19 protein-coding genes are annotated in these 18,836 nt (G+C 72.3%); 13 read left to right on the top strand and 6 right to left on the bottom strand.

Annotation, left to right across the window (positions count from 1 at the left end; all coding sequences use genetic code 11):
* The 3 genes from purL to purS form a co-directional block, all read right to left on the bottom strand.
* Window positions 1-2,847: a phosphoribosylformylglycinamidine synthase subunit PurL gene (gene purL / locus ACQVFL_RS31210; RefSeq protein ID WP_396691919.1), complete on the bottom strand. Its 2,847-nt coding sequence runs from the start codon at window positions 2,845-2,847 to the stop codon at window positions 1-3.
* A gap of 67 nt (window positions 2,848-2,914) precedes the next feature.
* Window positions 2,915-3,598, bottom strand: coding sequence for a phosphoribosylformylglycinamidine synthase subunit PurQ (purQ, locus tag ACQVFL_RS31205; RefSeq protein WP_396691918.1), 684 nt, complete (start codon window positions 3,596-3,598; stop codon window positions 2,915-2,917).
* On the bottom strand, window positions 3,595-3,858 hold the full coding sequence (purS, locus tag ACQVFL_RS31200) for a phosphoribosylformylglycinamidine synthase subunit PurS (protein WP_131051412.1): 264 nt from the start codon (window positions 3,856-3,858) through the stop codon (window positions 3,595-3,597). The genes purQ and purS overlap by 4 nt, the downstream gene beginning before the upstream one ends.
* A gap of 442 nt (window positions 3,859-4,300) precedes the next feature.
* On the opposite strand from purS, the gene ACQVFL_RS31195 reads away from it, so the two are divergent.
* On the top strand, window positions 4,301-4,981 hold the full coding sequence (locus ACQVFL_RS31195) for a S1 family peptidase (RefSeq protein WP_431728226.1): 681 nt from the start codon (window positions 4,301-4,303) through the stop codon (window positions 4,979-4,981).
* A 23-nt stretch (window positions 4,982-5,004) separates the two neighbouring features.
* Window positions 5,005-5,568 (top strand): YbjQ family protein, encoded by a 564-nt coding sequence (locus ACQVFL_RS31190; RefSeq protein ID WP_396691916.1) that lies wholly within the window; start codon window positions 5,005-5,007, stop codon window positions 5,566-5,568.
* 151 nt (window positions 5,569-5,719) lie between these two features.
* Here the strand turns inward: ACQVFL_RS31190 and purB are convergent, their stop codons facing one another.
* Window positions 5,720-7,144 carry an adenylosuccinate lyase gene (gene purB / locus ACQVFL_RS31185; protein WP_431728225.1) on the bottom strand — a complete coding sequence of 475 codons (1,425 nt, stop codon included), beginning with the start codon at window positions 7,142-7,144 and terminating at the stop codon, window positions 5,720-5,722.
* 62 nt (window positions 7,145-7,206) lie between these two features.
* Window positions 7,207-8,499, bottom strand: a complete 1,293-nt coding sequence (locus ACQVFL_RS31180) for an acetyl-CoA C-acetyltransferase (protein ID WP_431728224.1) — start codon at window positions 8,497-8,499, stop codon at window positions 7,207-7,209.
* A 53-nt stretch (window positions 8,500-8,552) separates the two neighbouring features.
* Between ACQVFL_RS31180 and ACQVFL_RS31175 the strand changes: the two genes are divergently transcribed.
* From ACQVFL_RS31175 to ACQVFL_RS31145, 7 genes are all read left to right on the top strand, one after another.
* Window positions 8,553-9,926 carry a 3-oxoacyl-ACP reductase gene (locus tag ACQVFL_RS31175; protein ID WP_431728223.1) on the top strand — a complete coding sequence of 458 codons (1,374 nt, stop codon included), beginning with the start codon at window positions 8,553-8,555 and terminating at the stop codon, window positions 9,924-9,926.
* Complete coding sequence (locus ACQVFL_RS31170; protein ID WP_431728222.1) at window positions 9,926-10,792, top strand: MaoC/PaaZ C-terminal domain-containing protein; 867 nt, start codon at window positions 9,926-9,928, stop codon at window positions 10,790-10,792. Before ACQVFL_RS31175 ends, ACQVFL_RS31170 begins: the two co-directional genes overlap by 1 nt.
* An 80-nt stretch (window positions 10,793-10,872) precedes the next feature.
* Entirely contained in the window at window positions 10,873-11,631 is a 759-nt protein-coding gene (locus ACQVFL_RS31165) for an NUDIX hydrolase (protein ID WP_431728221.1), read from the top strand.
* Window positions 11,628-12,602, top strand: coding sequence for a serine/threonine protein kinase (locus tag ACQVFL_RS31160; RefSeq protein WP_431728220.1), 975 nt, complete (start codon window positions 11,628-11,630; stop codon window positions 12,600-12,602). Before ACQVFL_RS31165 ends, ACQVFL_RS31160 begins: the two co-directional genes overlap by 4 nt.
* Before the next feature lie 10 nt (window positions 12,603-12,612).
* Window positions 12,613-13,572 (top strand): hypothetical protein, encoded by a 960-nt coding sequence (locus tag ACQVFL_RS31155; RefSeq protein WP_396696630.1) that lies wholly within the window; start codon window positions 12,613-12,615, stop codon window positions 13,570-13,572.
* Window positions 13,573-13,673: 101 nt separating this feature from the next.
* Window positions 13,674-15,005, top strand: coding sequence for an adenylosuccinate synthetase (locus ACQVFL_RS31150; protein WP_431728219.1), 1,332 nt, complete (start codon window positions 13,674-13,676; stop codon window positions 15,003-15,005).
* 25 nt (window positions 15,006-15,030) lie between these two features.
* The gene (locus ACQVFL_RS31145) at window positions 15,031-15,660 is read left to right on the top strand and encodes a DedA family protein (protein WP_396696628.1); all 630 of its coding nucleotides are present in this window, start codon (window positions 15,031-15,033) and stop codon (window positions 15,658-15,660) included.
* Between the two features lie 59 nt (window positions 15,661-15,719).
* On the opposite strand, the gene ACQVFL_RS31140 is transcribed toward ACQVFL_RS31145, so the two are convergent.
* Entirely contained in the window at window positions 15,720-16,361 is a 642-nt protein-coding gene (locus ACQVFL_RS31140) for a TetR/AcrR family transcriptional regulator (protein WP_431728218.1), read from the bottom strand.
* A 66-nt stretch (window positions 16,362-16,427) separates the two neighbouring features.
* On the opposite strand from ACQVFL_RS31140, the gene ACQVFL_RS31135 reads away from it, so the two are divergent.
* The 4 genes from ACQVFL_RS31135 (at window position 16,428) to ACQVFL_RS31120 (ending at window position 18,771) form a co-directional block, all read left to right on the top strand.
* Entirely contained in the window at window positions 16,428-16,880 is a 453-nt protein-coding gene (locus tag ACQVFL_RS31135; protein ID WP_396696624.1) for an SCP2 sterol-binding domain-containing protein, read from the top strand.
* Between the two features lies 1 nt (window position 16,881).
* Complete coding sequence (locus ACQVFL_RS31130; protein ID WP_431728217.1) at window positions 16,882-18,096, top strand: acyl-CoA dehydrogenase family protein; 1,215 nt, start codon at window positions 16,882-16,884, stop codon at window positions 18,094-18,096.
* Between the two features lie 138 nt (window positions 18,097-18,234).
* On the top strand, window positions 18,235-18,363 hold the full coding sequence (locus ACQVFL_RS31125; RefSeq protein WP_431728216.1) for a hypothetical protein: 129 nt from the start codon (window positions 18,235-18,237) through the stop codon (window positions 18,361-18,363).
* A 135-nt stretch (window positions 18,364-18,498) separates the two neighbouring features.
* On the top strand, window positions 18,499-18,771 hold the full coding sequence (locus ACQVFL_RS31120) for a hypothetical protein (protein WP_431728215.1): 273 nt from the start codon (window positions 18,499-18,501) through the stop codon (window positions 18,769-18,771).
* Window positions 18,772-18,836: the final 65 nt, after the last annotated feature.

The raw sequence follows: 18,836 nt of genomic DNA, 5'->3' as shown, positions 1-18,836 counted from the left end.
TCAGCGCTCGTCGGGCGCGGCAGGCTGTTCGGTCGCACCGGGCTGCGGAACCTCGGCCCCGGCCCGGTCTGCCGGGTCGTCCCCGACCGGCGAGGTCTCACCGGCGGCGGTCGCCCGGACCGGTGGCGTCGCCCGCTCGGCCGGACGCTCGGCGACCGTGGCGGTCTCCGGCTCGGCCTCGGCGGTCGGCGTCGTCGGCTCCTCGGGCTCGGCGACCGGGCCGTCGGTCGGGGAGACCTCGTCCGTCGACGTCGGCGCCTCGTCCGCCACGGCGGCGGTTTCCGGCGTCACGTCGGCGACCGGAGCCGCCTCGGCGGTCGGGGCGTCGTCCGTGGACCCGGCAGTCTCGGGTGCCTCGTCCTCGGCCGGCGTCTCGACGGCCACCGCCGCGGTCACCTCGAACTGCTGCACGCCCCCGAATAGCTTGGGCAGCGTGTTGGTGTGCGCCTCGCGCAGCTCGTCCAGCTCGATCCGGAACTGGCCGTGCACCTCGAGCGCGGCGGCGGTGGAGTCCGTGACCCCGATCAGCTCCCACGGCACGCCGTGCTCGGCGCAGAGCGCGGTGAACGCCTTCTCGTGTCCACGCGGCACCGAGACGAGCACCCGACCGGCGGACTCGCTGAACAGGAAGACGAACGGCATCGAGCCGCCCTCGAACCGCTCCGGCACCGCGATCCGCGCGCCGACGTCGTGGCGCAGGCAGGACTCCACCAGGCTCTGCGCGAGACCGCCGTCGGAGAGGTCGTGCGCGGAGCTGAGGTGACCGACCCGGGCGGCGGCGGCGAGCAGCCCGGCGAGCTGCTTCTCCCGCGCCAGATCGACCTGCGGGGGTACGCCGCCGAGGTGCTCGTGGGTGACCCAGGCCCACTCCGAGCCGGAGAGCTCCACGTGCGTCTCACCGAGCAGGAAGAGCTGGTCGTGGTCGTTGTTGGTGCGCGCGACGAAGCCGGATGCGACCCGCTCGGCCACGTTCTCCAGCACGCCGAGCACGCCGACCACCGGGGTCGGGTGGATGGCCGCCGCCCCGGTCTGGTTGTAGAAGCTGACGTTGCCGCCGGTGACCGGGATGCCCAGCTCGGCGCAACCGTCCGCCAGGCCGCGCACGGCCTCGGCGAACTGCCACATCACGCCCGGGTCCTCCGGCGAGCCGAAGTTCAGGCAGTCGGTGACCGCGATCGGCGTCGCGCCGGTGACGGCGACGTTCCGGAACGCCTCGGCCAGCGCCAGCTTGGCACCGTGGTACGGGTCGAGCCGGGCGTACCGGCCGTTGCCGTCCACCGAGAGCGCCACGCCCAGGCCGGTCCGCTCGTCGATCCGGATCACGCCCGAGTCCTCCGGCTGGGCGAGCACGGTGTTGCCCAGCACGTACCGGTCGTACTGCTCGGTGACCCAGGTCTTGTCGGCCAGGTTCGGCGAGGCGACCATGCGCAGCAGGGTCTCGCGCAGCGCGTCCGGGTCGGTCGGCCGGGGCAGCGTCTCGGCCCGGTCGGCCTGGAGCAGGATCAGGTCTGCCGGCTCCCGCATCGGGCGGGCGTAGACCGGGCCGTCGTCCACCAGCGACCCCGGCGGCACGTCGACCACCAGGTGGTCCCGCCAGGTGATCAGCAGGCGGCCGGGCTGGCCGTCCGGCTGCGGCGCGGTGACCTCACCGATGGCGGTGGCCAGTACGCCCCACTTCTCGCAGGTCTTGAGCACCGCGTCGAGCTTGTCCGGCTCGACCACCAGGAGCATCCGCTCCTGCGACTCGCTGGCCAGGATCTCGTGCGGCTCCATCGACGGCTCGCGCAGCGGCACCCGCTCCAGCCAGACCCGCATGCCGGTGCCGGCCGCCGCGGCGGTCTCGGTGAGCGCGCAGGTCAGCCCGGCACCGCCGAGGTCCTGGATGCCGGCGACGAGCTGGGCGTCGTACAGCTCCAGGCACGCCTCGATCAGCAACTTCTCGATGAACGGGTCACCGACCTGCACCGACGGGCGACGCTTCTCGCTGCCCTCGCTGAAGGTGGCGCTGGCCAGGACGGAGACGCCGCCGATGCCGTCCCGACCGGTCTTGGCGCCCATCAGCACCACGACGTTGCCGGGGCCGACGGCGGCCTTGTTCTGCAGACGGCTCACCGGAAGGACGCCGAGGCAGAGCGCGTTGACCAGCGGGTTGCCCTGGTAGCAGGGGTCGAAGACGACCTCGCCGCCGATGTTGGGCAGGCCGAGACAGTTGCCGTACCCGCCGACGCCGGCCACCACGCCGGGCAGCACCCGGGCGGTGTCGGGGTGGTCGGCGGCACCGAAGCGCAGCGGGTCCATCACCGCCACCGGGCGGGCGCCCATGGCCAGGATGTCGCGGACGATGCCGCCGACGCCGGTGGCGGCGCCCTGGTACGGCTCGACGAAGCTCGGGTGGTTGTGCGACTCGACCTTGAAGGTCACCGCCAGCTCGTCGGAGATCTGCACCACACCGGCGTTCTCGCCGATGCCGGCCAACAACCGGTCGCTGGGCGGGGCCTTCTCGCCGAACTGCCGCAGGTGGACCTTGCTCGACTTGTAGGAGCAGTGCTCGCTCCACATGATCGAGTACATCGCCAGCTCGGACTGGGTCGGCCGGCGGCCCAGGATGTGCCGGATCCGGTCGTACTCGTCGTCCCGGAGCCCGAGCTCGGCGTAGGGCTGGAGCTCGTCCGGGCTGCCGTCGGCGGCCGGGACGGTGTCCACCCCGTCGGTCCAGTCGGTGGCGTCCTGCGCGGCGGCGTGCCGGGGCACGACGGCCGAGGGCGCGGCGGCAGCCGGGTTCGGCTGGACCGGCGCGGCCGAGAATGCCTCCGGGGTCTCCCGTACCGGGTCCGGATGCGTGGTCATGACATCTCCTCGTTGCGCTCGCCGCCGTCGGGGCGGATGAGCTGACCGTTGATCCCGCAGCCGACGGTCACGCCGGCGTCCCCACCAGATGCTTGAGCACCGAGGTGAAGAAGCCGAGGCCGTCGAGGGAGGGGCCGGTGAGCGCCTCCACCGCGTGCTCGGGATGCGGCATGATGCCGACCACGTTGCCGGCGGGGTTGGTGATCGCGGCGATGTCGCGCTGCGACCCGTTCGGGTTGCCGCCGAGGTACCGGGCGACGACCCGCCCCTCGGCCTCCAGCTCGTCCAGCGTCGCCGGGTCGGCGACGTAGCAACCCTCGCCGTTCTTGACCGGGATCAGCACCTCCTGGCCGGGCTGGAACACGTTCGTCCAGGCCGTGCCGGTCGCCTCGATCCGCAGGACCTGGTCGCGATTGCGGAAGTGCAGGTGCTGGTTGCGGGTGAGCGCACCGGGCAGCAGGTGGGCCTCGCAGAGGATCTGGAAGCCGTTGCAGATGCCGAGCACCGGCAGGCCACCCGCTGCGGCGTCGACGACCCTCTCCATCACCGGGGCGAACCGGGCGATGGCACCGCAACGGAGGTAGTCACCGTAGGAGAAGCCGCCGGGCAGGACGACCGCGTCCACCCCGTGCAGCTCCGCGTCCCCGTGCCAGAGGCGGACCGGCTCCGCGCCGGCGATCCGGACGGCCCGGGCCGCGTCCCCGTCGTCGAGCGAGCCGGGGAACGTCACCACACCGACCCGGGCGGTCACGAGCGGGCGTCCGCGGCTTCGTCGGCCTCGACCAGGTGGACGGTGAAGTCCTCGATGACCGGGTTGGCGAGCAACTTGTCGGCGATCTCCCGGGCCCGGTCCAGGTCCGGTTCACCGGTGAAGTCGATCTCGATCCGCCTGCCGATCCGTACCGAGGCGACGTCGTTGACGCCGAGCCGGGGCAGCGCGTTTGCGACGGCCTGGCCCTGAGGATCGAGGATCTCGGGCTTGAGCATGACGTCGACGACGACGCGAGGCACTGGGCACTCCTGACTGTGTACGCAGTTGGGTGCCGACCCACAACGGGCGAGCGCAGCCAGCCTACCTGGCAGATACGGCACCAGACGCACCGGCCGGACGCGGTCCGGGCGGTGTCCGACCGTGCCCGCGTGGGGCCTTCGGGACCGATACGGGTTCGTTGCAGTCTCGATACGGGTTCGTTGCCGGGAGGCCCGGTCCGGACGGGTCTCGACCCCCTCAGGGCGGGCGACAGGGGACCAATCGACCCTCCTTCCCCGACGTCGGACGATCCGGCTGTTACATCCGATTGTTTCGATGCGCCTCTTGTGAAACACCTCACCGAGCCCTACGGTACATCGTCATACGTCGATTTATTGGCGTAGCGGTGGCGGTTCACCCCCTCCCGCCAGCGCAGATCGACTCGGTGAACCCGAGCCACCGAACCCCGAAGGAGCCCTACCGATGCGCATCCGATCCCTGATCGTGGCCTTCGCCACAGCCATGGTCGGCGTCGTCGGCGCCAGTTCCGGCGCCGTCGCCTCCCCCGTCAGCCCGTACATCATCGGCGGCAGCACCGTCTCCTCGGCGCCCTGGGCGGCGGCCGTGTTCAGCAACGGCTCGTTCACCTGCTCAGGCACGATCATCGCCCCGCAGTGGGTGCTCACCGCCCAACACTGCATCGGCAGCAGCATGTCCGTCCGGGTGGGCAGCGTGAACCTCTCCTCCGGCGGCGTCACCCGCACGGTCAGCGCCACCTACGGCCGCTACGACCTGGCCCTGATGCGGCTGTCCAGCGCGGTGAGCACCAGCTACGTGACGCTCGCCAGCAGCAACCCGCCGGTCAACTCCACCAACTCGATCTACGGCTGGGGCCGGACCTGCTACAGCGGCTGCGCGGCCTCCCCCCAGCTCAAGACCGCGTCGGTGCGGGTGACCAGCACCAGCGTCTCCGACGCGTACGGCGGGCAGGCGATCCGGAGCACCCGGGTCAACGGCAACGCCTGGCGGGGCGACTCGGGCGGCCCGCAGTTCTACAACGGCGCGCAGGTCGGCGTCGCCTCGACCGCCGACGGTGTGAGCATCCAGAACTACGGCAGTGTCGCGTTCAACCGGGCCTGGATCACCTCGGTGGCCGGTGTCTGACGGTTAGCGCCCGGTCGGCGCGGATGGTGGGCTACGCGCCCGCCGTCCGCGCCGCGTCGTTTTGCAGCATCCGATCAGGTGAACAACCCTCACGTTGGCGACCCGCATCGACTGCCAGCATCAGAAACGTGCTGGTCGTGACGACGGACCAACTTCCCGGCTACGAGATCCGCCAGATCCTCGGCGAGGTGGTCTCCTCCATGGCCAGGACCCGCAACCCCTACCGCGAGGGGGTGAAGAACCTGCGCGGTGGCGCGTACGACCCGTCGGCCCCGGACAACCTCACCCGCTGGCGTACCGACTCGGTGGCCCGGCTCGGTGAGGAGGCCCGACGGCTCGGCGCGAACGCGGTCGTGGGCATGCGGTTCGACAGCCGCGACTGCGGCGAGATGTGGATGGAGATCTGCGCCTACGGCACCGCCGTGATCGTGGCACCGACGGTGCCCGACGTCATGCCGCCAGACCAGCCCCTCGTCGCGGCCGAGACCGCCCAGGACCCGTCCTTCGCCGGAACCCCGGGCGGCATCGCCGAACCCGCCAGCGCCCCCAACCTCAGCACCGCCGCCGAAACCCCCACCCGCGACTAACCCCCCCCCCCCCACCCCACCCACCCTGCCCCGCCCTGGCGGCGTTGATCAAGAAGTTTCGGTCGCCCCAGGAGCACTCCTGAGGCCAAAACTCCTTGATCAACGCCGCCAGGGGGGGGTGGGGTGGGGGGTGGGGGTGGGGGTGGGAGGGTTAGAGGATTGGTGGGGGGGCGTAGGTGGCGGCCTGCGGGTGGGACTGGACGATCTTGGAGATTCGGGTGGTCACCGCCTGGATCTGGGCGGGGGCGGCGCCGACGAAGGCGGCCCGGTCGGCGACCAGGGCGTCGATCTCGGCGCGGGTGAGGCCCAGCCGGGGGTCGGCGGCCAGCCGGTCGAAGAGATCGTTCTCGGCGGCACCCTGCTCACGCATGGCCAGCGCCACGGCCACCGCGTGCTCCTTGATCGCCTCGTGGGCGGTCTCCCGGCCCACACCCCGGCGCACCGCCGCCACCAGGATCTTGGTGGTGGCCAGGAACGGGAGGAACCGCTCCAGCTCCCGGTTGATCACCGCCGGGTACGCGCCGAACTCGTCGAGCACGGTGAGGAACGTCTGGAACAGCCCGTCGGCGGCGAAGAACGCGTCCGGCAGGGCCACCCGGCGGACCACCGAGCAGGAGACGTCCCCCTCGTTCCACTGGTCGCCGGCCAGCTCGCCGACCATCGACAGGTACCCCCGGATGATCACGGCGAAGCCGTTGACCCGCTCCGACGAGCGGGTGTTCATCTTGTGCGGCATCGCGCTGGAACCGACCTGGCCCGGCTTGAAGCCCTCGGTGGCCAACTCCTGCCCGACCATCAGCCGAATCGTGGTGGCCAGCGAGGAGGGTGCCGCGGCCACCTGTGCCAGCGCAGCGATCACGGCCATGTCGATCGAGCGGGGGTAGACCTGCCCGACGCTGTCCAGCACCCGCTGGAAGCCGAGGTGCTCGGCGACCCGCCGCTCCAGCTCGGCCACCTTCTCGGCGTCGCCGTCGAAGAGGTCCAACTGGTCGGCGGCGGTACCCACCGGCCCCTTGATCCCGCGCAGCGGGTACCAGGAGATCAGGTCCTCCAGCCGCTCGTACGCGATGATCAGTTCCTCGGCGGCCGACGCGAAGCGCTTGCCCAACGTGGTGGCCTGCGCCGCGACGTTGTGCGAACGCCCGGCCATCACCACGTCCGCGTACTCGTGGGCGTGCCAGGCCATCCGGGCCAGCGTCGCCACCACCCGGTCCCGGATCAGCTCCAACGAGCGGCGCACCTGGAGTTGCTCGACGTTCTCGGTGAGGTCCCGCGAGGTCATCCCCTTGTGCACGTGCTCGTGCCCGGCGAGCGCGCTGAACTCCTCGATGCGGGCCTTCACGTCGTGCCGGGTGACCCGCTCCCGGGCCGCGATCGAGTCCAGGTCGACGTCGTCGAGCACCCGCTCGTACGCCTCGACCACCCCGTCGGGCACCGGCACACCGAGATCCCGCTGGGCCTGGAGCACGGCCAGCCAGAGGCGACGCTCCAGCCGGATCTTCTCCTCCGGCGACCAGAGGGCGACCAGCTCGGGCGAGGCGTACCGGTTGGCGAGCACGTTCGGGATCGTCGTCACCCCGCCATTCTCCCGATGCCGCCGCCGCCCGCCCCGACCGGGTACGGCCGACGACCCGGAGGTCAGCGTTCCAGGATCGCGGTCACGCCCTGGCCGCCGGCCGCGCAGATCGAGATGAGCCCCCGGCCACTGCCCTTGGCGGCGAGGAGCTTGGCCAGCGTGGCGACGATCCGGCCGCCGGTGGCCGCGAACGGGTGCCCGGCGGCCAGCGAGGAGCCGTGCACGTTGAGCTTGTCGGTGTCGATGGCGCCGAGCGGGGCGTCCAGGCCGAGGCGGTCCTTGCAGAACTCCGGCGACTCCCAGGCGGCCAGGGTGGCCAGCACCTGTGAGGCGAACGCCTCGTGGATCTCGTAGTAGTCGAAGTCCTGAAGGGTGAGCCCGGCCCGGGCCAGCATCCGGGGCACCGCGTACGCGGGAGCCATCAACAGTCCCTCGTCGCCGTGCACGAAGTCCACCGCCGCCGTCTCCGACCAGGTGAACCAGGCCAGCACCGGCAGGTGGTGTGCGGCTGCCCACTCCTCGCTGGCCAGCAGCACGGTGGAGGCGCCGTCGGTGAGCGGTGAGGAGTTGCCGGCGGTCATGGTGGCCCGCTCGGCGTCCGGGCCCTTGGCCCCGAAGACCGGTCGCAGCGTGCCGAGCTTCTCCAGCGTGGTGTCCGGGCGGAGATTCTGGTCGCGGTCCAGCCCCAGGTAGGGGGTGATCAGGTCGTCGAAGAACCCCTGGTCGTACGCGGCGGCGAGCCGCTGGTGCGAGCGCAGTGCCAGCTCGTCCTGGGCCTGCCGGTCGATGTTCCAGCGCAGCGCGGTCTGTGCGGCGTGCTCGCCCATGGACAGCCCGGTGCGCGGTTCGGCGTTGCGCGGGACCTCCGGCTGGAACGGCTGGGCCGGGCGCAGCCTGGCGGCGATCCGCAGCCGTTCGCCCAGCGTCCGGGCCGAGTTGAGGCGCAGCAGGGTGCGGCGCATGTCCTCGTTGACGGCGAGCGGGGCGTCGGAGGTGGTGTCGACACCACCGGCGATGCCGACGTCGAGCTGGCCGAGGGCGATCTTGTTGGCGACCAGGATCGCGGCTTCCAGGCCGGTGCCGCAGGCCTGCTGGATGTCGTACGCGGGGGTGCGTGGGTCGAGCTTCGAGCCGAGCACCACCTCGCGGGTCAGGTTGAAGTCCTTGGCGTGCTTGAGCACCGCTCCGGCGACCACCTCGCCGACGCGCTGCCCGGCCAGGCCGAACCGGGCCACCAGTCCGTCCAGGGCGGCGCCGAGCATGTCCGCGTTCGAGGCGTCGGCGTACCGCGAGTTGGAGCGGGCGAAGGGGATGCGGTTGCCGCCGATGACCGCGACCCGTCGAACCTTCTGCACGATCCGCCTCCTCAGGAGTGTTGCCGTACCTTACCCGCCAGTAGGCTACGCCTATGACCGACAGGTACGCGAGTTTTGTCCAGTCGGGCGCCGGGCGGGCGCTGGTCAAGCGCCTCGGGCTGCCCGATCCGCCACGACTTCGCCGACACGCGCCGGGTGAGCCGATCCTCCCCGGGCCGGTCCTGCTCGGCAGTTCCACCGGGGGCCGGCTGGCCGAGCCGGTCGGCCGGATCCTGGCCGCCGCCGGGCTCGCCCTGCGCGACCCGGCCACCGCCACCCCCGATCCCACCTCCGGCCGTACGCCGACCAGCTCCGCCCTGGTCTACGACGCCACCGGCATCACCGACTCGACCGGGCTGCGGCAACTGCACGACTTCTTCCACCCGCAGGCCCGGGCGGTGCAGGCCAGCGGCCGGGTGATCGTGCTCGGCACCCCGCCCGCCGAGTGCGACACGCCGCGCGAGGCGACCGCCCAGCGGGCTCTGGAGGGGCTGACCCGCAGCATCGGCAAGGAGTTCGGTCGGGGCATCACCGCCCAACTGGTGCACGTCACGCGGGAGGCCGACGAGAGCACCTGGACCAGCCTGGAGGCGACCCTGCGGTTCCTGCTCTCCGGCCGCTCGGCGTACGTGTCGGGGCAGGTGATCCGGGTCGGTGCCGGGCGGGCGAGCGCACCGGTGGACTGGGACCGCCCGCTGGACGGGCAGGTGGTGCTGGTCACCGGCGCGGCCCGGGGCATCGGCGCGGCACTGGCCCGGGTACTGGCCCGGGACGGCGCGACCGTGGTGGCGCTGGACGTGCCGGCCGCCGGGGACGCGCTGGCCGGCGTCGCCAACGAGATCGGCGGCAGCGCCGTACAGCTCGACCTGACCGCCGCCGACGCGCCGGCCCGGCTCGCCGACCACCTGGCCGAGCGGCACGGTCGGGTGGATGTGGTGGTGCACAACGCCGGCATCACCCGGGACAAGACCCTCGGCCGGATGGACGCCGACCGCTGGGATCAGGTCATCGACGTCAACCTGTCCAGCCAGGAACGCATCAACGACGTGCTGCTGGACCGGGGCCTGATCCCGGACGGCGGGCGGATCGTCGGCGTCTCCTCCATCGCCGGGATCGCCGGAAACCGGGGCCAGACCAACTACGCGACCAGCAAGGCAGGCGTGATCGGGCTGGTCGACGCGCTGGCTCCGGCGCTGCGCGACCGGGGGATCAGCGTGAACGCCGTCGCGCCCGGCTTCATCGAGACCCGGCTGACCGCCCGCATCCCGTTGGTGCTGCGCGAGGCGGGCCGCCGGATGAACAGCCTCTCCCAGGGCGGGCTGCCGGTGGACGTGGCGGAGACCATCGGCTGGCTGGCCTGGCCCGCGTCCGGCGCGGTCAGCGGCAACGTGGTCCGGGTCTGCGGCCAGAGCCTGTTGGGGGCGTGATGACCGCGCAACGCGAGCGGGTCACGCTGCCCGCCCTGCCGTCGGCCGGTCCGTTGTACCGGCAGGCCCTGCTCGGCGCGGTGCCGGGACGCGGCGGGCGACGGACGGACGAGGTGCCGGCGGTGGAGCTGGCCGTCGACCGGGTGGCCGTGGACCCGGCCCGGTTGGCCGACTACGACCGGGTGTGCGGGTTCCGGCTGGCCGACCGGGTGCCGGCGACCTTCCCGCACGTCGTGGGCTTCCCGCTGGCGCTGCGCCTGATCACCGCGCCGGACTTCCCGATCCCGCCGACCGGGGTGGTGCACGTGGCCAACCGGATCACCGTGCACCGGCCGGTCACGGTTGCCGACCGGTTGGACTTCACCACCTGGGCGGAGAACCTGCGCCCGCACGACCGGGGGCGGCAGGTCGACGTGGTCCTCGTCGGCTCGGTGGACGGGGAGGAGGTGTGGCGCGGCGTCTCGACGTACCTGGGGCGGCAGCGCACCCCGGGCGGTGGCGAGCGGCGCGACCGGAGTGACCGGCCCGCGCCGCCGACCGCGTCCGCGCGCTGGCGGGTCGACCCCCGGGTGGGTACGGACTACGCCCGCGTCTCCGGCGACCACAACCCGATCCACACCTCGCGGCTGGGCGCGCGACTGTTCGGCTTCCCCCGGCCGATCGCGCACGGGATGTGGAGCAAGGCCCGCTGCCTGGCGGCGCTGGAGAACCGGCTACCCGAGGCGTACACGGTCGACGTGGCGTTCAAGCTGCCGGTGCCGTTGCCGAGCACGGTGGCGTTCAGCGCCACGGCGGCCGGGACGGGGTGGGACGTCGCCCTGCACGACCAGCGGGGACGACCGCATCTGACGGGCACGATCCGCTGAGGTGAGGGTCGGGCACTTGCCCGGCCCTCCTTTTCGCGCTAAGTTGTTCTCGCATAGAGATGTTCTCAGAGTGAGAGTGATTGAGCGTGAACGAGCAGGACTTCCTCGCCGCCTACGACCCGCACGCCTACCCGGCCGTGGCGGTCACCGCCGACGTGGTCGCGCTGACCATCCGGGACGACGCGCTGCACCTGCTGCTGATCCGCCGCGCCGAGCCGCCGTACGCCGGGCACTGGGCGCTGCCCGGCGGTTTCGTCCGCCCCGACGAGGATCTGGCCACCGCCGCCCGCCGGGAGCTGGCCGAGGAGACCGGGCTCGGCGGGGAGCGGCTGCGGCGCGTACACGTGGAACAGCTCGCCAGCTACGGCGCGCCCGAACGCGACCCACGGATGCGGATCGTCTCCGTCGCCCACCTCGCCTTCGCCCCCGACCTGCCGGACGCCACGGCCGGCACCGACGCCGACGAGGCCGACTGGGTGCCGGTCACCGAGCTGCCCGGCCGGGAGCTCGCCTTCGACCACCGCCGGATCGTCGACGACGGGCTGGAGCGGGCCCGCTCCAAGCTGGAGTACACCCCGCTGGCCACCCGCTTCCTCGCACCCGAGTTCACCGTCGGCGAGCTGCGCGCCGTCTACGAGACGGTCTGGGGGCACCCGCTGCACGCCGGCAACTTCCACCGCAAGGTGCTCTCCGTGCCCGGCTTCGTGGAGAGCACCGGCGCCAACACCGAGCGCGGCGGCACCCGGGGCGGGCCCCGGGCCCGGCTCTACCGGGCCGGCGACGCCCGGCTGCTGCACCCGGCGCTGCTGCGGCCCGCCCGGGAGGAGACGGTGCGATGAGGACCGACGAGGCGATCCGCCTGGTCACCGCCGCCCGCGACGACCACGACCTGTTCGGCGCCGACGCGCCGGAACGCCGCTACCGGGAACTGGTCACCGCCCTGCACCCCGACCGGCTGGACCGGGCCGCCCCGGGCGTACGCGCCGAGGCCACCGACGCGTTCGTCCGGGTCACCACGCGCTGGCGCGCCCGCCGGGTGACCGTGCTGCACGGCTACCGCTGCGGCGCACCGGCGTACTCGGGGGACCTCGCCGACCTGTACGACGTCGGCGGGGACCGGCTGCTCAAGCTGCCCCGCGAGGCCAGCGACAACGACCTGATGATCCGCGAACAGCGGGCGTTGCGCCGACTCGCCGACCACGGCGACCCGCGCTGGCTGCCGTACGTGCCCCGGCTGGTCGACACGTTCCCGCACCAGGACCCGGCCACGGGGGCGGAACGCCAGGTCACCGTGCTCGCCACCGCACCGGGCCTGCACAGCCTGGCTGACGTGCGGCGGGCGTACCCGGACGGGCTGGACGCCCGCGACGTCGCCTGGATGTGGCGACGGCTGCTGGTCGCGCTCGGCCTGGCCCACCGGGCCGGCGTGGTGCACGGCGCGGTGCTGCCGCCGCACGTGCTGATCGAGCCGGACGCGCACGGCGTGGTGCTGGTCGACTGGTGCTTCGCCACCGAGCCCGGCGGCGTCGTGTCCGCGCTGGTCCCCGACCACCGCGACTGGTATCCGGACGAGGTCACCGAGCGTCGGCCGTGCGGGCCGGGCACCGACATCGCCATGGCCGCCCGGTGCATGACCTGGCTGATGGGGCACCACGCCCCGGACGAACTGCTCGCCTTCGCGGCGGGCTGCCGGCAGCGGTCGCTGTCGAACCGCCCCGACGACGCCTGGCGGCTGCTCGCCGAACTCGACGAGGTGCTGCACCGGCTCTACGGGCCGCGCACCTTCCGACCCTTCACCCTCAACCCCTAAGGAGGCTGCCATGGGCAGCGGAATGTGGTCCACCGACGTGTACACCGCCGCCGACCGGTACCGCCGGGCCACCGGCAAGAGCGCGTTCTCGTACAGCGACAGCGGCGCCAAGGTGGTGCACCCGCGACTGGACCCGCGCGACGCGACGCGGGAGAGCCGCGACTCGGCCGAGCACCCGCGGTCGACCCCGGTCGCGGTGCTGTTCGACGTGACCGGCTCGATGGGGCACGTGCCCCGCACCCTCCAGGCCAAGCTGCCGCAACTGCTGGGGCTGCTGCTGCGCCAGGGCTACGCTCGCGACCCACAGGTCATGTTCGGCGCGATCGGCGACGCCACCTGCGACCGGGTGCCGTTGCAGGTCGGCCAGTTCGAGTCGGACAACCGGATGGACGAGGACCTCGGGCGGATCGTGCTGGAGGGCGGCGGTGGCGGCCAGATGATGGAGTCCTACGAACTGGCGCTCTATTTCATGGCCCGGCGGACGGTCACCGACAGTTGGGAGAAGCGGGGCCGACGCGGCTACCTCTTCATCATCGGCGACGAGCTGGCGTACCCGGCGGTCAAGGCCGCCGAGGTGGCCCGCCTGATCGGCGGCGACCCCCGGGAGGACGTGCCGGTGCGGCAGATCGTCGACGAGGTGACCCGCCGTTGGGACACCTACTACCTGCTCCCGGCCGGCAGCCACTACTCGGGCAACCGCAAGGTGCTCGACTTCTGGCGCGGACTGCTCGGCCAGAACGCCCTGGAACTGGACGACCTCGACGCGGTCTGCGAGACGATCGCGCTCACCGTCGGCCTCGGTGAGCAGGCCATCGACCTCGACACCGGCCTGCGGGACCTGGACCGGACCGGCTCGACGGCCACCCGCACGGTGTCGAAGGCACTGGCCCGGCTGAACGGGGCACGCCGCGCCGAGGTGGCCGACCTGCCGGCCACCCGGACCACCGGCGGCGGAGTAGTCCGGCTGTGAACGAGCAGGTGAGCGCTGCGCGTCCGGGTGTCCCGGCACCCGGGCGCGCTCCGGCGGACCGGCTTCCGGCCGACCCGGCTGACGGTTCGGCCGGCGGCCCGGTGGGCGGGTCGACAGACCGGCTCACGGGTGGCCCGGCGGACGGGTCGGGTCCGGAGCACGCGATCGTGGTCGACCTCGGGTACGGCGACGCCGGCAAGGGCACGGTGGTGGACTGGCTCTGCGCCACCCGCCCGGTGCACACCGTGGTCCGGTTCAACGGGGGCGCGCAGGCGGCACACAACGTCGTCCGGCCCGACGGCCGACACCACACGTTCGCGCAGTTCGGTGCCGGCACCTTCCACCCCGGCGTACGCACCCACCTGTCCCGGCACGTCGTGGTGGACCCGCTGGCGCTCGCCGCCGAGGCCGACCACCTCGCCGCCGTGGGGGTGCCCGACGCCTTCGACCGGCTGACCGTGGACGGGGCGGCGCTGCTGGCCACCCCGTACCACCGGGCCGCCAACCGGGCCCGGGAGACGGCCCGGGGAGCCGACCGGCACGGTTCCTGCGGGCAGGGGGTGGGCGAGACCGTCGCGTACGGGCTCGCCCACCCCGACGAGGCACCCCGGGTCGCGGACTGCGGCAGCCCGGAGGTGCTGCGCCAGCGGTTGACCGCACTCCGGGACCGGCTGACCGCCGAACTCGGTCCGCTGGACGCCCCGCCGGTCGCGGACTGCCTGCCGGCGTACCGTGCCTTCGCCGAGCGGGTGGCGATCGTCGACGGGTCCTGGCTGGCCGGAGCGCTGCGGGCCGGGCCGTGCGTGTTCGAGGGCGCCCAGGGCGTGCTGCTGGACGAGTGGCACGGCTTCCACCCGTACACCACGTGGAGCACCACCACCTTCGCCAACGCCGAGGCCCTGCTGGCCGAGGCCGGGCTGGCCGGATCGGCGCTGCGGATCGGGGTGCTGCGTACCGTCACCACCCGGCACGGTCCGGGGCCACTGGTCACCGAGGACCCGTCGCTGCCGCTGACCGACCCGCACAACGCGACGAACCCCTGGCAGGGCCACTTCCGGTTCGGCCACTTCGACGCGGTCGCGCACGCGTACGCCCTGGCGGTCGCAGGCGGGGTGGACGGCCTGGCGCTGACCCACCTGGACCTCGCCGACCGGGATCTCGGGTTGCGGATCTGCCGCCGCTACGACGGCCTGGACCGGCTGGTCCCGGGCCCGGCCGGCGACCTCGACCGGCAGGCCGCGCTCACCGCCCGCCTGCTGCGGGCGCGCCCTCACTACGACGAGGTCCCCGCGACCGACTGGCCCGAGGCGGTCGGCGAGGCGCTCGGCGCTCCCGTGCTCCTCACCTCGCACGGCCCCACCTCCGCCGATAAGCAGGTTCGTAAGGAAGGGCACCTTATTAACGCCTGGTGTAGAGGAAGGGCCCCTTCCTAACAGGCTGTGCCCTGAGCATGGAGACATGGAGGCCGCGCTCGACCTGCTCCGGCAGACACTCACCTCACCGTGGGTGTACCTGCTGATCTTCGGGCTCACCGCGGTCGACGCGTTCTTCCCGCTGGTGCCCTCGGAAGCGGCGGTCATCAGCGTCACCGTGCTCGCCACCGGCGGCGAGCCGAACCTGGCACTGATCATCGTGGTGGCCACGCTCGGTGCGACCGCGGGCGACCACGTCTCGTACGGCATCGGTCGCGGAGGCGGATCGCGCCGGCTGGACCACTCACCGGTGGACAGCCGACGCCGGGCCGGCTCGGAGTGGGCCCGGCGGGCGGTCGACCGGCGCGGCGGCGTCATCCTCATCGCCGCCCGGTACGTCCCGGGCGGGCGGACGGCGGTCACCCTGGCCATGGGCGCGGTCCGTTATCCGCTGCGCCGGTTCCTCCTCTTCGACCTGATCGGTTGCGGCTCGTGGGCGCTGTACTGCGTGCTGCTCGGCGTCTTCGGCGGACTCGCCTTCGAACGGCACCCGTTGCACGGCATCCTGGCCGGCATCGGGCTCTCGATCTCGGTGACGCTGCTGGTGGAGGCGATCCGCTGGCTCCGGCACCGGGCGCACCGGCGGGCGGCGAGCGGCGCGGACGGCGGCTGTTGAGCCGGGGGTGTTAGGAAGGGACCCCTGCTCTACCGGAGGCGTTAGGAAGGTGCCCTTCCTTACAACTCCTCGGGCGGCTGCCAGCTCACGCCGCGCAGGAGTTGCCCGGCCCCCAGCCAGGCGGCGTTCATCATCCGGGTCGCGGTCTTCGCCGGGTCGGCCTCGGGATGGTCCGCGAGCCAGTCACCGAGCGACTCGGTCGCCCCGACCAGCGCGTACGCGACGACTTCCAACTCGGTTTCGGCAGCGGTACGCCCTTCGGCCCGCAGCGCGTGGTCCAGCATCCCGGCGACCACCTCGACCATTCTGGTCCGCATCTGGGCCAGTTCCCGGGCGAACGGCTGCTCGGCGCGGGCCTGCCGGCAGAGCACCGACCAACCGTCGCGGTGTGCGCCGACGAAGCCGAAGAACGCCCGCAGACCGCGCCAGAGTCGCTCGTCGGCGGGCAGGTCGGGGACGGCCGCCCCGGCGATGGCCTCCATCATCCGGGTGCCCTCGCGGTGCAGGCAGGCGACGAAGAGTTCCTCCTTGGTGCCCAGGTACGCGTACACCATGGGTTTGGAGATGCCCGCGTCCTCGGCGATCTCGTCCATGCTGGCGCCGTGGTAGCCGCGCCGGGAGAAGACCCGCACGGCGGCGTCGAGCATCTGCTGCTCGCGTACGGCCCGGGGGAGACGCTTGTAGGCGGGTGTCGCGGACACCTTGCGAGCATACCTACCGGTGCGTAGGGTTACGCCTGAGTAACCACTGTTCGAGAGGTGCGTTCCATGACTGACTTCGACCCGGCCAACTTCGCCGACATGGGCCCGAAGGAGTTCGCCCAGCTCGTCAAGAGCACCCCGGATAGCAAGCTCGCCGAGATCATGTCGGGTGAACTGCGCGGCAAGATCCTCGGCGAGGTCTTCGGCCGGATGCCGCAGATCTTCCGCGCGGACCGGGCCGGTTCCACCAACGCGGTGATCCACTGGAACATCACCGGCGCCCCCGACGGCGGCACCGACACGTACGAGGTGGTCATCGCCGACGGCACCTGCACGGTCAACGAGACCCCGCAGCACGAGCCGCGACTGGCCCTGACGCTCGGCCCGGTCGAGTTCCTGAAGATCGTCTCGGGTGGCGCCAACCCGGTCATGATGTTCATGACCGGCAAGCTCAAGGCAAAGGGTGACCTGGGCCTGGCCGCCAACATCGCCAACCTCTTCGACATCCCCAAGGCCTGAGATGGTCGAATTCTCGCTCGACCTGAACGAGGAACAGCGGGATCTGCGCGACTGGGTGCACGGCTTCGCCAGCGAGGTCGTGCGCCCGGCCGCCGCCGAGTGGGACGCCCGGGAGGAGACACCCTGGCCGATCATCGGCGAGGCGGCCAAGATCGGCCTGTACGGCTTCGAGTTCCTCGCCACCTGCTGGGCCGACCCCACCGGGCTCTCCCTGCCGATCGCCAGCGAGGAACTGTTCTGGGGAGACGCCGGGATCGGGCTGAGCCTCTTCGGCACCTCACTCGCGGTCGCCGCCATCTACGGCAGCGGCACGCCCGACCAACTCGTCGAGTGGGTGCCGCAGTGCTTCGGTGACGTCGACTCGCCGGCGGTCGCCGCGTTCTGCTCGTCCGAGCCGGAGGCCGGTTCGGACGTCTCCGCGATGCGGACCCGGGCCGAGTACGACGAGGCGACCGACGAGTGGGTACTGCGCGGCCAGAAGGCGTACGCCACCAATGGTGGGATCGCCGCCGTACACGTGGTGACCGCCTCGGTCGACCCGGAACTCGGCTCGCGCGGTCAGGCCGCATTCGTCGTACCGCCCGGCACCGCCGGCCTCTCCGCCACCCGCAAGCTGCGCAAACTCGGCCTACGTGCGTCGCACACGGCGGATGTCTTCCTCGACGACGTGCGGGTGCCCGGCCGGTGCCTGCTCGGCGGCCGGGAGGCGCTGGAGGAGCGGTTGGCCCGGGCCCGGTCCGGACAGCGCGCCTCCGGCCAGGCCGCGATGCGCACGTTCGAGCTGTCCCGACCCACCGTCGGCGCCCAGGCGCTCGGCGTGGCGCGGGCCGCCTACGAGTACGCCCTGGACTACGCCCGGGAGCGGGTCCAGTTCGGCCGTCCGATCATCACCAACCAGGCGGTCGCCTTCGCGCTCGCCGACATGCGGACGGAGATCGACGCCGCCCGGCTACTGGTCTGGCGGGCCTCCTGGATGGGCCGCAACAACCGGCTGTTCAGTGCCGGCGAGGGGTCGATGTCCAAGCTCAAGGCCGGTGAGGTGGCCGTGTCGGTCACCGAGAAGGCGGTCCAGTTGCTCGGCGGCGCCGGCTTCCTCCGCGACCACCCGGTCGAGCGGTGGTATCGGGACGCCAAGATCTACACCATCTTCGAGGGCACCTCCGAGATCCAGCGCCTGGTCATCTCCCGGGCGATCTCCGGCATGCAAATCCGCTGACCTCCGCCCGTCCGACACGGACGGCACCCGGTCGGTGCTCCGCGCGTGAGCACCGACCGGCCCGACGTGGGCGAACCACGCCACCACCAGGCAAGGCTGGAAGGGTGGGCATCGGGCTGCGAAAGGAAACCTCCGGGCATGGAACTGCCGTTCGTCGTCGCCACGCTGACCCGGCGGGGCCTGCTCACCCCGGGTCGGCCGAACCGGGTGGCCGCCCAACTCCACGCAGCGTCAGTTGGCCACCCGGTCGACATCGAGCAACTTTAGCCCCTTAAGTTCGATAGGTCTAAATGTTCATGGGATTCTCATTCGCCTCGTCCCGTTGACCACATCCCATCGCCCTCTGTCTAATTGGCGACAGCGATGAGTCCGTCCACAGTGACCACGGGGGAGGAACGACGAATGGCATCCACGAGCCGTGACGAGGAGGCCGACCAGGGCGAGAGGGCACGGGAACACCTGCATCCTGTGCACGCCACCTATCTCACCACCGCGATGGCGCTCCTGACCGTGCTGCTGTTGGCGGTTCTCGGCGGTTGCAGCAAGACCGACGGTACGGCCATCGCCGGGATCGCGGCGGTAGGAACGATCATGACGGCCGCGTTCGGCGTGGCCGCCGCGTACGCCCGCCGACCGTCCGGCCCCCGCTCCGGCCGCCGTCGTGACGACACGTGAAGGCGATGACCGGCGGCACCCCGTCTGGACGGATGGCAGGACACGTGCGTCCGTAATGCTGGATG

Origin of the sequence: Verrucosispora sp. TAA-831 (assembly GCF_050780145.1) — a bacterium.
GTDB lineage: Bacteria > Actinomycetota > Actinomycetes > Mycobacteriales > Micromonosporaceae > Micromonospora.
This window is presented reverse-complemented; position numbering and strand designations above follow the sequence as displayed.